This is a genomic window from Photorhabdus akhurstii, assembly GCF_018448925.1.
GTDB classification, from domain to species: Bacteria; Pseudomonadota; Gammaproteobacteria; order Enterobacterales; family Enterobacteriaceae; genus Photorhabdus; species Photorhabdus akhurstii.
This window is the reverse complement of the sequence record NZ_RCWE01000002.1, coordinates 419191-432626: the sequence shown is the minus strand read 5'-3', so window position 1 is coordinate 432626 and position 13436 is coordinate 419191. Positions and strand designations below refer to the sequence as shown.

The following is a 13436-nucleotide window of genomic DNA, read 5'->3' as shown; positions in this document are numbered from 1 at the left end:
AGGTTTCACATAATGGTGTGATAGAAAATAGGGTTGTGAGAGCACACTAAGGTGGGTAAGCGCGTTTAGTTGAGTTCTTTTAGAGGTGTTAGTTAGTCTGGGGCTGTGGATGACGATTTGAACCTTGACGAAGGTTCTCGACTTTTCCCCAAATGAGGAATGCGTTCTTATTGGGCTTGTTTGTAAGGCTTGAAGGATGTTTGTGGTGGTGGGGGAAGGATTCGAACCTTCGAAGTCTGTGACGGCAGATTTACAGTCTGCTCCCTTTGGCCGCTCGGGAACCCCACCAGATTTTGAAATGTATCACTGTTGTTGACAGCGGACGGAATCATATCAGATGAAACGCTACTGTAAAGCATATATTGAAAAATAAGTGACTATATGCTGATTTTCCAGCCTTATTGATCTTGTTGTGAGCAAATTAAGTGGTTTGTTTGCTGGTGGTGAGGGAAGGATTACTCGTCACTGCGTTCCTCGCCCTGCGGGCCAACGCGTCGCAAGCGCCGCATTGTTGTTTCGCTGCGCTCAACTCGAACCTTCAAAGTCTGTGACGGAAGATTTACCGTCTGTTCTCTTTGGCCGCTCGGGAACCCCACCTGATTTTGAGAAGTATCGCTGTTGTTAACAGCGGCCGGAATCACGTCAGATGAACCGCTACTGTAAAGCATATATTGAAAAATAAGTGACTATATGCTGATTTTCCAGCCTTATTGATCTTGTTGTGAGCAAATAAGTGGTTTGTTTGCTGGTGGCGGGGGAAGGATGACTCGTCACTGCGTTCCTCGCCCTGCGGGCCAATGCGTCGCAAGCGCCGCATTGTTGTTTCGCTGCGCTCAACTCGAACCTTCAAAGTCTGTGACGGAAGATTTACCGTCTGTTCTCTTTGGCTGTTCGGGAACCCCACCCGATTTTGAGAAGTATCACTGTTGTTAACAGCGGCCGGAATCACATCAGATGAACCGCTACTGTAAAGCATATATTGAAAAATAAGTGACTATATGCTGATTTTCCAGCCTTATTGATCTTGTTGTGAGCAAATTAAGTAGTCTGTTTGCTGGTGGTGAGGGAAGGATTACTCGTCACTGCGTTCCTCGCCCTGCGGGCCAACGCGTCGCAAGCGCCGCATTGTTGTTTCGCTGCGCTCAACTCGAACCTAATTTAAATAGGGTTATCGAGGTTATTTTTTATTGATATTTGGAGTTATTGGAGTTATTGTTATTGCCAGGTTAAACGGATAGGAGTTGATTTGAGAAGTGCAGATTTAATCAAAGAAGTTGAGAAAAAAGGGTGGGTACTGGTAAGAATCAACGGGAGTCATCATCATTTTAAACACCCTGAACGTAATGACTTGTTGACAATTCCACATCCCAAACAGGAAATCAAAGTGGGATTGCTTAGGAAAATACAGAAGCAAGTGGGGCTGTAAGCCCCCTTATCTGCATCTGCACTAATCAAATTTCTTAAAATTATTAAAGGAGTATAACGTGTTATATCCTATTGCGATTGAAATTGGTGATGAGAACCACGCTTACGGCGTGGTTGTGCCCGATATATCAGGTTGTTTCTCGGCAGGTGATTCAATGGAGGATGTAATAAAAAATGCCAAGGAAGCTATCTCTGGGCATTTAGAGTTATTGGCCGAAATGAACCAATTACCCCCTGAAGCAAAGCCATTGGATTACTGGATCAAAGATGAAGAATACTCAGGGTGGGCATGGGCTGTAATTGACATTGATGTTGAACCATATTTAGGTAAATCGACAAAATTCAACGTCACTCTGCCTGATTTGTTATCAAAGAAAATCGATGATCAAGTTAAAGCAAGTCCAAACCTGTATAAGAATCGTAGCCACTTTTTGCAAGTGGCTGCTTTGCATGAATTGCAAAACGGTATTTAGTGTTGTGAATAAATAAGCGGTCTGTTTGTGGTGGCGGGGGAAGGATGACTTGCCACTTTTGAAAAGTCACTGCTATTGCTTACAGCGGCTAGGATCACATTAAATCAATCGCCGCTGTAAAGCATGTGCTTGAAAAGTAGCTACTGTGTGCTGCTTTTGGGCCTAATTAATTCAGTTTTAAAGAATTACAGTACGGTTGCCGTAAACAAAAACCCGCTGAGCAAGAACCCAATATAGAGCATGGCTCAGAGCATTTTTTTCAACATCCCGGCCCGCTCTCATCATATCTTCAGCAGTGTATGTATGGTCTATGTTAATGACCTTCTGAGTAATAATTGGACCTTCATCCAGGTTATTATTCACATAATGCGCGGTTGCTCCGATGATTTTTACCCCTCTCTCGTAAGCCTGATGATAAGGACGCGCCCCGATAAATGCAGGTAAAAAGGAGTGGTGAATGTTAATAATCTGATTTGGATAATGCTGGACAAATTCTGGCGTCAGTACTCGCATGTATTTAGCTAATACCACGTAGTCAGGTTTGTATTGGTCAATCTGGGCAATCAGTTTTTCATCATGTTGTTCACGGGTTAAACCTTCATGACTAATCAAGTGGAAAGGAATGCCAAATTGCTCAACCAACGATTGTAATGTTGCGTGGTTGCCGATAACAGCGGCAATTTCAACGTCAAGCCCATCATAAGCGCTTTTCATGAGCAAATCCCCAAGACAATGCGCTTCTTTTGTCACCATAATGACAATACGCCGACGCCCCGCACTATTTAATTCCCGTTGAGAACCCACCGGAAGCGCATCATCTAAATCAGCAAGAAATGTCTCATCATTGAAAATTCCTTCAAGCTCAGTACGCATAAAAAAGCGGCCGGTGCGATGATCGACGAATTCATTATTCTGAACTATATTCAGTTGGTGTTTGTAGCAAATATTCGTAATTTTGGCGATCAGTCCTTTGGCGTCAGGGCAAATAGTGCGTAGAATTTTCTTTTGTATATGTTGATGTTGCATGAATGGGATTGTCCTTAAATATTTTGCGTTTTCTGTTTGTGGATCTTAACCACAACATTTTTTATACTTTTTACCTGAACCACATGGGCAGAGGCTATTACGGCCAATTTGAGGTTTTACGCCATCAATAGGTTTTATACCATCAATGGGTTTTACACCATCAATGGGTTTTACACCATCAATGGGTTTTACACCATCAATAGGTTTTACACCATCAATATAGTACCAACGCTGGTCTATACGAAGAAAACGTGAACGCTCATGAATAAGTTGCTTATCTTGGGATTTCTGATCAAGAAAGCAAGCTGAAAATTCAACATAGGCTTCGTTATCATTTTTGCCTTTTTCAGTTGTAATAACATTTAGTCCGAGCCATTGGGTAACAATAAAACTCTGTTCTAGATCTAAACGCCACTTTTCAGCCTGGCAGTCAGGATGCCAACTGGTAATAAGATAATCGGCGTTGTGCTTTACATAGGCACTGTATCGAGAACGCATCAGTGATTCGGCTGTCGGGGCAAATTTTATGTTTTGGAGATAAGGGGAACAGCAATCCGCAAAATCTATTCCACTACCACAAGGACATAGCTCTGTCAAAATAACTCCAATTGTAAAAGGTGAAATATCATTTTTATGGGTTTTCTATTGCAAAGAAACGTAAGAGAACAAATGATAGTCACTTAATTGAACTAATATGAGTGATAGTACCTAAGAAAAGGTGAAGGTCGCAATATTAAGGTAAGGGAGCGCATTTATGGAAAAGGCATTGGCAGGCAAAAAAATTCTGATTGTGGAGGACGAACCCGTTTTTTGTTCTTTGCTGGCAGGGTATTTGCAAACGTTGGGCGCTAAGGTATTAGTCGCATCTAATGGGGCTGTTGCACTACAGGTGCTAGGACGCGAAGCTCATATTGAACTTATTTTATGTGATTTGGATATGCCGGTTATGAATGGCATTGAATTTATTGCGAAATTGACGAGTGAGGGTATTAGTATTCCGGTTATTATTATTTCAGCAACTAACAAGATGGCCGAAATTGATGAGGTGCTTCGTTTGGGAGCAAAAGATGTTTTATTAAAACCTGTTTCAGATCTTAATGAGATAAAAAAATCGGTGTTGGCCTATTTACATCCTACGGTCTTTATGTCTGGCGCGATTGAGCAGAATAACTTGAATAAGGATTGGTTAACGCTAAAGCATAATTCAGATGAAGCATTAAATATGCTTAAGCAGTTACAACCTCCAGTGTCTCAAGTTATCGCTCACTGTAAAGTGAATTACCGAAAATTGAATATGATTGATAAACCAGGATTGATTCTCGATATGGCGGCGTTATCTGACAATGAATTGGCTTTTTATTGTCTAGATATTAGCCGCTCAAAAGAGTATGGTGTGATTTCGGCATTATTACTTAGAGTCGTATTTAACAGTTTGTTGCAAGAGCATATCGTTCACCATTCCCGGCGTTTACCCAGTATGGCAGGTATTCTAAATAGAATTAATAATTTGTTGGCAGGTGCGGGGTTACAAGGGCAATTTCCATTGCTGCTTGGGTATTATCATACAATCAATAAAACGGTTTTGCTCACTTCCGCAGGGTTACATGCCAGTATTAAATCGGGTAATCGTCAAATCCAATTAGATAGTGGTGTTCCTCTTGGGACGTTGAGAACGATTTGTTCGAATCAGGTTTGTTCGCATAGTGCTGAATGGCAATGTCGGATTTGGAATACAAATAGTCAAATAAATCTGATGCTTTCTTCAATGTATTCTGGGTGAATATTACCAAGGTGGAATTTTGTTTAAAATGGATTTTAAACATTAGGTCACGGTAATGTAATTAAACAGAATGGTGCTGTTTATCGGAGGGAATTAGCTGGTATACTTGGCCTATTATGCTTGGAATCTATCTAATCAGGCTATTTTATTTGCCGCTCTTTGGTACAAAGAGCGGATTTAGCGTTGCTCAGGTAAAAGTGATAACTTTTTGCGTGGTCAGAGGGGTAAACAAAGCAGTGAACTCTGTGTATGCACCGGTTTCTGCGCTCGGTTTATTGACATAAAATAATCAGTAATAATGATGCCTTATTAAAGAATCGGCACTGATTTTGAGTTGAAAACGGATTTGTTTCAGCCAAAAAACATCGGGAGAAAGATTAATGCCATCGGTAAACGAACTATCGGTAAACAAACCATCAGTAGAAAAAATAGTAAAGAAAGCCGTTATTCCAGTAGCGGGTTTGGGAACGAGGATGTTGCCTGCTACGAAAGCAATTCCTAAAGAGATGTTGCCTTTAGTGGATAAACCGCTTATTCAGTATGTCGTTAATGAATGTATTGCCGCTGGCATTAATGAAATTATCTTGGTGACCCATTCATCAAAAAATTCAATTGAAAACCATTTTGATACCAGTTTTGAGTTAGAGGCTATCCTTGAGAAAAGGGTGAAGCGTCAGTTGTTGGATGAAGTTCAATCTATTTGTCCAAGTCATGTCACCATTATGCAAACTCGTCAGGGAATTGCTAAAGGATTAGGGCATGCGGTGTTATGCGCCAAGCCTTTAATTGGTGATGAACCTTTTGCTGTGATACTCCCTGATGTTATTCTTGATGAGTTTAGTACGGATCTGACTAAATATAATCTGAGCGAAATGTTGGTCCGGTATAATGAAACGGGCGCTAGCCAAATATTAGTAGAACCTGTACCTCATGAAGAGGTCTCTAGTTATGGTATTGTCGATTGCCAGGGAGAAAATCTGCAACCCGGTGATAGCAAACCAATTAAGCGTGTAGTTGAAAAACCTGAACCGAAAGAAGCGCCATCAAATCTTTCTATTGTTGGCCGTTATGTGTTGTCCGAGAAAATTTGGCCATTATTAGCAAAAACAGCACCAGGTGCCGGTGATGAAATTCAACTTACTGATGCAATTGCGATGTTAATAGAAAAGGAGTCTGTGGAAGCCTATCACTTGCAGGGTGTAAGCCATGATTGCGGCAATAAACTTGGTTATATGCAAGCATTTGTCCGGTATGGTATGAAACATCATACTTTGGGCAAAGAGTTTACTGATTGGTTAATGGCTTTGCAGGATCGGGTTAAAGAATAATTTTACGGAAATTTAGGTATTATATGAAAGTTACGGTATTTGGTATCGGTTATGTTGGCTTAGTTCAGGCGGCGGTTTTAGCAGAAGTCGGTCATGATGTTCTTTGTATTGATATAGATGCGAATAAAGTTGAAAATTTGAAAAATGGTCAAATTCCCATTTTTGAACCTGGTTTAGCTCCACTGGTTAAAAAAAACTATGAAGAAGGCCGCCTGAATTTTAGTACGGATGCAAAGGCCGGTGTTGCGCACGGTAAATTACAATTTATTGCTGTCGGCACGCCTCCTGATGAAGATGGTTCAGCAGATTTAAAGTATGTGACAGCGGTAGCTCGTACTATTGCGGAATATATGGAGAGCTATAAGGTCATTATTGATAAGTCTACGGTTCCTGTTGGTACCGCGGATAAAGTTAATGTTGTTGTTAATGAGACTTTGCGTCAACGTAATATTGATATTCCATTTGATGTGGTTTCTAACCCTGAGTTCCTTAAAGAAGGAGCGGCCGTTGCAGATTGTATGCGCCCTGAGCGGATTATTATTGGGTGTGACAATGAAAGAGTTGTTGACCTGATGCATGAATTGTACGAACCGTTTAATCGTAATCATGATCGTATGATTGTGATGGATATCCGTAGCGCAGAACTGACGAAGTATGCTGCTAATTGTATGTTGGCAACGAAAATCAGTTTTATGAATGAGATATCTAATTTAGCAGAAATGCTTGGCGCTGATATTGAGCATGTTCGTCAAGGAATTGGTTCTGATTCCCGTATTGGCTATCATTTTATCTATCCGGGCTGTGGTTATGGTGGCTCCTGTTTCCCAAAAGATGTGCAGGCGTTGATTCGTACCGCAGAGCAAATTGGTTATCAGCCTAGAATTCTTCGTGCCGTAGAGCAAGTGAACGAACTGCAAAAGCATAAATTGCCCTCTTTTGTCACGCGCCATTTCGGTGAAGATTTATCCGGTAAGACATTTTCTGTCTGGGGATTGTCGTTCAAACCGAATACTGATGATATGCGTGAAGCGTCAAGCCGTGTTTTGATGGAAGCATTATGGCAGGCGGGAGCCAAAATACAGGCTTACGATCCGGAGGCGATGCAGGAAGCTCAGCGTATTTATGGTCAGCGCGATGATTTATTCTTGATGGGGACTAAAGAAGCGGCGCTGAAAGGGGCCGATGCCTTGATCATTTGTACTGAATGGCAAAGTTTTCGTGCGCCAGATTTTGATGTCATAAAAGAGTCTCTCAAGACGCCGGTTATCTTTGATGGCCGAAATCTCTATGATCCTGAGCGCCTGCAATCCCGGGGTTTTACTTATTATGGGATTGGTCGTGGCGCATCCATTAATCCGGTTATCTGAGTAATACAATGAAATTCTTAGTTACAGGCGCTGCTGGTTTTATTGGCTTTCATGTGAGCCAGAGATTATTGCAAATGGGGCATGAGGTTGTAGGTATCGACAACCTTAATGACTATTATGATGTGAGTCTCAAACAAGCACGGTTAGATCTATTATTTGATAAGCCAGGTTTTAAATTTGAAAAGCTGGATTTGGCTGACAGAATAGCCATTCCTGATCTTTTTTCTCGGCACCAATTCCAGCGGGTTATCCATCTAGGAGCTCAGGCGGGTGTTCGCTATTCGTTGCAAAACCCAATGGCTTACATTGATTCGAATATAATAGGGCATATCAATATTTTGGAAGGTTGCCGTCACAATAATGTTGAGCATTTATTATATTCTTCTTCTAGTTCTGTTTATGGATTAAATAGAAAGCAACCGTTTTCTACAAACGATTCAGTTGATCATCCAGTTTCACTATATGCGGCAACGAAAAAGTCAGATGAATTAATGTCTCACAGTTACTCTCATCTTTATCAGTTGCCAACGACAGGCTTGCGTTTTTTTACCGTATATGGCCCGTGGGGACGTCCTGATATGGCTTTATTTAAGTTCACCAAGGCTATGTTATCAGGACAGCCTATTGATGTTTATAACCACGGTAAGATGGTTAGAGATTTTACTTATATAGATGATATTGTTGAATCGATAATCAGATTGCAAGACATCATTCCCGTACCAAATGAGAGCTGGACGGTTGAAGATGGGCAAATATCTGCCAGCTCTGCCCCTTACTGTATTTATAATATTGGTAATGGTCAACCAACTAGACTAGGTGATTTTATTGAAGCCATAGAAGAATCATTAGGCATTCAGGCTAAGAAAAATTTTATGCCCATGCAAGATGGTGATGTTCTGTCGACCTGTGCTGATTCAAGTGACATTTTTCAAAAAATAGGGTTTGCACCGAATACACCTGTGAAGCAGGGTGTGAAGCAGTTTGTAGAGTGGTATTTGAGTTTCTATCATAAGTCTAAATAAGATAAGGAGCCATTGGCTCCTTATCTATTGAATCAACGACAGTGACCAGAGGGAAGTAAATAGTTGCGCCTGTTTGACTATTAATTTACCTAGGCATTGGCTAAACGAGTAACTAGCCTGCTTTATCGTAAAGAAATGATAGAAAAACGTGCAATCCGACTAAATCCTTCCCAAGGATACTTATACACGCTCATTCGAGAGACATTAATTCTTTTGTTATCTAAGCTGTTTAATAATAAAAACACCCTTCTATTTTAAAAGGGTGTTTTTAATTAAATTAACTTTAAAAACAATGAATTAGAGTAAGAAACTTTCCAGAGTTCTTCCTTCTTCTTCAATTGCTTTTTTGATAACAGCAGGTGTACGTCCTTGGCCAGTCCAAGTTTTAGTTTCACCGTTTGTATCAACATATTGGTATTTAGCTGGACGAGCAGGACGTTTCGTTTTACCAGCAGATTTGCCGGCGCTCATTGTCTGAAGTAATTCGCTTGGATCAATTCCTTGGTCAAGAATCATTTTACGAACTTCTTCCAATTTACGTGTACGTTCTTCTAATTCAGCTTGTACCTGACTTTCTTCTTCACGACGCTCTTCAACAACGACGGTCAGTTTTTCAAGTATTTCATCCAAGAACTCAAGTTGGCATTCTCTTGCTTGAGCTCGTAAAGTACGGATGTTATTTAGGGTTTTTAAATCGCTCATTGTCCTGGTCTCAAATTATTAATGATGATGGCTGATGTGGATATAATAATAGAATGCTATTTTATTTTCTGCAATAGTCAATTTATCATATTCGGATAAAATGGCTCTTTTTTTTAAACGTAATTTCTTTACAAAAGTTATATAGCGCTTTTTATACAGCTATTTCGATTGTCATTCCCCAATAACATGTTCAGGGTACCTTTAACAAAGGGGGGACATGATAATCTCTCTAATTTATAAACCAGGTATATACTAAATCGGTAAGTAATTTTAACTGTTTCTTATCATACCTGCTAAAGCAGAATAATACTAAGTTAAAAAAAACTTATGACTAATCCATGAGTTATCGCTGATTTACTGTTACCGTTTTCTGGAAGTCAATCACGCACATTATTAATTTGCATACGATATGCAACAAATCAGTCTGGCTTTCGTTTCTTAATTTAAACATGAACATTTGTCATTCAAATGCGCTTTATTACTTGGCTGGTGTGATGGTGGTCATGAATCATTAAGACATCACTAAGCTAAATATTTCGCTATATCAACCGGTGTAGCTTACTGGGATGGATAATCACGACGAAAGTTTATGGTAAACTCATCTGACTATATGGCTTTATAAATTTTGTTAAGGGGTAGGGCTGATGGCTCAACTTTATTTTTATTACTCCGCAATGAATGCTGGGAAATCGACATCCCTGTTGCAATCCTCTTATAACTATAATGAAAGAGGGATGAGAACGCTGGTGTTTACCGCAGAAATTGACACCCGGTTTGAAAAGGGCAAAGTTAATTCTCGGATTGGATTATCTTCTGATGCACTTCTGTTTAGTCAACAGACGGATATTGGCGTGTTGATCAGAAATGAAAATAAGCAGGCAAAAGTGCATTGTGTGCTGATTGATGAGTGCCATTTTCTCACGAAAGCACAGATTGAACAGCTATGTAAGGTGACTGACTATGATGATATTCCGGTTCTTTGTTATGGGCTGAGAACTGATTTTAGAGGCGAGCTTTTTAGCGGTAGCCAGTATCTTTTGGCGTGGGCTGATAAGTTAGTTGAGTTGAAAACTATTTGTCACTGTGGACGCAAGGCAAACCGTACATTACGTTTGGATAGCGAAGGTGTGGTCATTTATGATGGCGAACAAGTTGATATCGGCGGCAATGAAAAATATGTTTCTGTTTGCCGTAAGCACTATATGGATGCTGTCAGTGAGGCGAGGAAAAGCGAAAGAAGCAACATGTAATGGCGCTTTTCTGTGAAGCGGTCAGATGTTCTGTTTGAGAGTTTGTATTAACAATAGGGCAGAGGTAAGTTAAAGGGCGCTGATATCAGCACCCTTAAGTGATATTCAATCAGTTAATAAATTTGTTCTTATCGGCTTTCTTCTGCTGCGATGGTTTCAGTGAATTCTCGTCCATAGTATGAATCCAACAGCAATTGTTTCAGCTCAGAAATCAGTGGGTAGCGTGGGTTAGCGCCGGTACATTGGTCGTCGAAGGCATCCTCAGATAATTTATCAATTTTTGCCAGGAAGTCAGCCTCTTGAACGCCCGCTTCGCGGATAGATGTTGGAATACCTAGCTCAGATTTGAGTTTTTCTAGCCAAGCTAATAATTTTTCAATTTTTGTGACAGTCCGGTCACCAGTAGCGGATAAACCGAGATGATCGGCAATTTCAGCATAACGGCGGCGGGCCTGTGGACGGTCATATTGGCTGAATGCAGTCTGTTTGGTTGGGTTATCGTTAGCGTTATAGCGAATAACGTTACAAATTAGCAGTGCGTTAGCCAGGCCATGAGGAATATGGAACTCAGAACCTAGTTTATGCGCCATTGAGTGACATACGCCCAAGAAAGCATTAGCAAATGCAATCCCTGCGATAGTTGCTGCATTATGAACTCGTTCACGGGCAACCGGGTTAGTGGCGCCTTCGTGATAGCTGGCAGGCAGGAACTCTTTTAGTAGTTTTAGTGCTTGTAGTGCTTGTCCGTCAGAGTATTCGTTTGCTAAGACCGATACGTAAGCTTCCAGAGCATGGGTGACGGAATCCAGTCCACCAAAAGCACAGAGTGATTTCGGCATATCCATTACTAGATTGGCATCAACGATAGCTATATTGGGAGTCAATTCATAATCAGCCAGTGGATATTTCTGACCGGTTGCATCGTCAGTGACAACTGCAAATGGTGTCACTTCAGAACCGGTGCCGGAAGTTGTGGTAATAGCGACCATTTTCGCTTTAACCCCCATTTTGGGGAATCTATAGATGCGCTTACGGATATCCATAAATCGTAGAGCTAACTCCTCGAAATGAGTTTCAGGGTGTTCATACATCACCCACATGATTTTGGCCGCATCCATTGGGGAGCCTCCCCCCAAGGCGATAATAATGTCCGGTTTGAATGAGTGCATTTGTCCCGCACCTTTACGAACAGTGCTTAGAGTCGGATCTGCTTCAACTTCAAAGAAAACTTCTGTTTCTATCCCGTGGGATTTCAGCACATCAGTGACTTGATCAGCATAGCCATGATTGAATAAGAAACGGTCCGTTACGATAAAGGCGCGTTTTGCACCGTCGGTGGCAACTTCTTCTAATGCCACAGGCAGGGAACCGCGACGGAAGTAAATTGATTTCGGAAGTTTATGCCACAACATATTTTCTGCTCTTTTCGCCACGGTTTTGGTGTTGATGAGGTGTTTTGGCCCGACATTTTCAGAGATGGAATTTCCTCCCCAGGAGCCACAACCTAGTGTCAGAGATGGAGCAAGCTTGAAATTGTAGAGATCGCCGATACCTCCCTGAGAAGCAGGTGTATTCACTAGAATACGAGCCGTTTTCATTTTATCGCCGAAATACTTGATTCGTGCCGCCTGATTGTCCTGATCGGTATACAAGCAGGAAGTGTGACCAATTCCACCCATTTCAACCAATTTTTCTGCCTTTTCTACGGCATCTTCAAAACTATTACCACGATACATAGCGAGCAACGGGGATAGTTTTTCGTGAGCAAAGGGTTCTGTTTCATCAATCAAACTCACTTCGCCAATCAAGATTTTGGTCCTTTCCGGAACATGGATGCCTGCCATTTCGGCAATTTTTGTTGCAGGTTGGCCAACAATCTCCGCATTTAGAGAACCGTTTTTTAGAATGATATCTTGAACAGCTTTCAGTTCCTCGCCTTGTAACAGATAACCGCCATGTGTAAAAAATCGTTTACGGACCTGTTCATAAACAGCATCCACCACGATAACGGATTGTTCTGAAGCACAGATGACGCCGTTGTCAAAGGTTTTGGACATCAGAATAGACGCAATAGCACGTTTAATATCAGCCGATTCATCAATGACAACTGGGGTGTTGCCGGCACCGACGCCGATTGCGGGCTTGCCAGAGCTGTATGCCGCTGTGACCATCCCTGGACCACCGGTTGCCAGGATCAGATTGATATCCTGGTGATGCATCAATGCATTGGAAAGTTCAACAGAGGGTTCATCAATCCAGCCAATAATATCTTTTGGCGCCCCTGCCGCAACCGCAGCGGACAGAACCAATTCTGCTGCTTTGGTTGTTGCTTTTTTGGCACGTGGGTGTGGGGAAAAAATAATACCGTTACGGGTTTTTAGGCTGATAAGAGCCTTAAAAATAGCGGTAGATGTTGGGTTTGTGGTTGGCACAATACCGCAAATTAAGCCAATAGGTTCAGCGATAGTGATGGTGCCGAATGTTTTGTTTTCAGACAAAATGCCGCAGGTTTTTTCATCTTTATAAGCGTTATAGATATATTCGGAAGCAAAGTGGTTTTTGATCACTTTGTCTTCGACAATGCCCATACCAGATTCTGCTACAGCTAATTTTGCTAAAGGGATACGTGCGTCTGCTGCTGCAAGAGCCGCAGCGCGGAAGATTTTGTCAACTTGCTCCTGAGAAAAGTTAGCAAATTCACGTTGTGCTTTTTTTACCCTAGCAACCAGTTCGCCCAGTTCAGTAACATGAGTTACAGTCATAAAGAAGTACTCCTGAAAATATTAAAAATCTTTTAATATCAATGAATAAGTATTTTTTAGACTATTTAGCCTGGTGATTTTTTGGTAGCTACAGGTTACCATTTGGTATTAAATATATATTGATCTTAATCACATAAACCCCAAGCTGACTCCTTTCAGCTTAGGTCGGTGATAGTTATTATTGGATGGGTGTAAATTAGAGTTAATAAGGTTAAATTTCTAATCTGATGAAAATATTGGGTTAACAACTTGTTATATAAGATATTTTAAATTGTAAAATACGTTTCGGTCGATGGAAAAT

At 41.1% G+C, this 13436-nt stretch carries 11 protein-coding genes, 1 tRNA gene and 3 other RNA genes; 7 read left to right on the top strand and 8 right to left on the bottom strand.

The annotated features are described in order from the left end of the window. Positions 1 to 203: 203 nt before the first annotated feature. From EAE93_RS04490 to EAE93_RS04475, 4 genes are all read right to left on the bottom strand, one after another. Positions 204 to 288, bottom strand: a tRNA-Tyr gene (locus tag EAE93_RS04490). 150 nt (positions 289 to 438) lie between these two features. After that, a non-coding RNA gene (locus tag EAE93_RS04485) (RtT sRNA) lies at positions 439 to 583 on the bottom strand. 163 nt (positions 584 to 746) lie between these two features. Continuing rightward, a non-coding RNA gene (locus EAE93_RS04480) (RtT sRNA) lies at positions 747 to 891 on the bottom strand. Between the two features lie 164 nt (positions 892 to 1055). Continuing rightward, a non-coding RNA gene (locus tag EAE93_RS04475) (RtT sRNA) lies at positions 1056 to 1188 on the bottom strand. A gap of 58 nt (positions 1189 to 1246) precedes the next feature. On the opposite strand from EAE93_RS04475, the gene EAE93_RS04470 reads away from it, so the two are divergent. Further along, positions 1247 to 1426, top strand: coding sequence for a type II toxin-antitoxin system HicA family toxin (locus EAE93_RS04470; protein ID WP_036805646.1), 180 nt, complete (start codon positions 1247 to 1249; stop codon positions 1424 to 1426). A 58-nt stretch (positions 1427 to 1484) separates the two neighbouring features. Then, complete coding sequence (locus EAE93_RS04465) at positions 1485 to 1898, top strand: type II toxin-antitoxin system HicB family antitoxin (protein WP_036805649.1); 414 nt, start codon at positions 1485 to 1487, stop codon at positions 1896 to 1898. A gap of 177 nt (positions 1899 to 2075) precedes the next feature. Here EAE93_RS04465 and purU read toward each other — a convergent pair whose 3' ends face one another. Together purU and EAE93_RS04455 are read right to left on the bottom strand one after the other, a co-directional pair. Next, positions 2076 to 2924 carry a formyltetrahydrofolate deformylase gene (gene purU / locus EAE93_RS04460; protein ID WP_046397232.1) on the bottom strand — a complete coding sequence of 283 codons (849 nt, stop codon included), beginning with the start codon at positions 2922 to 2924 and terminating at the stop codon, positions 2076 to 2078. Positions 2925 to 2969: 45 nt separating this feature from the next. Next, positions 2970 to 3521 (bottom strand): YchJ family protein, encoded by a 552-nt coding sequence (locus EAE93_RS04455; protein WP_214039162.1) that lies wholly within the window; start codon positions 3519 to 3521, stop codon positions 2970 to 2972. Positions 3522 to 3678: 157 nt separating this feature from the next. On the opposite strand from EAE93_RS04455, the gene rssB reads away from it, so the two are divergent. The 4 genes from rssB (at position 3679) to EAE93_RS04435 (ending at position 8421) form a co-directional block, all read left to right on the top strand. Next, positions 3679 to 4704 carry a two-component system response regulator RssB gene (gene rssB / locus EAE93_RS04450; RefSeq protein WP_036777158.1) on the top strand — a complete coding sequence of 342 codons (1026 nt, stop codon included), beginning with the start codon at positions 3679 to 3681 and terminating at the stop codon, positions 4702 to 4704. Positions 4705 to 5084: 380 nt separating this feature from the next. After that, the gene (galU, locus tag EAE93_RS04445; protein WP_110090743.1) at positions 5085 to 6032 is read left to right on the top strand and encodes a UTP--glucose-1-phosphate uridylyltransferase GalU; all 948 of its coding nucleotides are present in this window, start codon (positions 5085 to 5087) and stop codon (positions 6030 to 6032) included. A gap of 23 nt (positions 6033 to 6055) precedes the next feature. Further along, the gene (locus EAE93_RS04440; RefSeq protein WP_036805653.1) at positions 6056 to 7399 is read left to right on the top strand and encodes a UDP-glucose dehydrogenase family protein; all 1344 of its coding nucleotides are present in this window, start codon (positions 6056 to 6058) and stop codon (positions 7397 to 7399) included. Positions 7400 to 7407: 8 nt separating this feature from the next. Next, a complete protein-coding gene (locus EAE93_RS04435; protein ID WP_036805656.1) occupies positions 7408 to 8421 on the top strand; it encodes an NAD-dependent epimerase in 1014 nt (337 codons plus the stop codon). 297 nt (positions 8422 to 8718) lie between these two features. On the opposite strand, the gene hns is transcribed toward EAE93_RS04435, so the two are convergent. Beyond that, complete coding sequence (gene hns / locus EAE93_RS04430; protein ID WP_036777152.1) at positions 8719 to 9123, bottom strand: histone-like nucleoid-structuring protein H-NS; 405 nt, start codon at positions 9121 to 9123, stop codon at positions 8719 to 8721. A gap of 644 nt (positions 9124 to 9767) precedes the next feature. Here hns and EAE93_RS04425 point away from each other — a divergent pair. Further along, positions 9768 to 10373: a thymidine kinase gene (locus tag EAE93_RS04425; protein ID WP_036805664.1), complete on the top strand. Its 606-nt coding sequence runs from the start codon at positions 9768 to 9770 to the stop codon at positions 10371 to 10373. 128 nt (positions 10374 to 10501) lie between these two features. Here EAE93_RS04425 and adhE read toward each other — a convergent pair whose 3' ends face one another. Beyond that, a complete protein-coding gene (adhE, locus tag EAE93_RS04420) occupies positions 10502 to 13135 on the bottom strand; it encodes a bifunctional acetaldehyde-CoA/alcohol dehydrogenase (RefSeq protein ID WP_214039161.1) in 2634 nt (877 codons plus the stop codon). Positions 13136 to 13436: the final 301 nt, after the last annotated feature.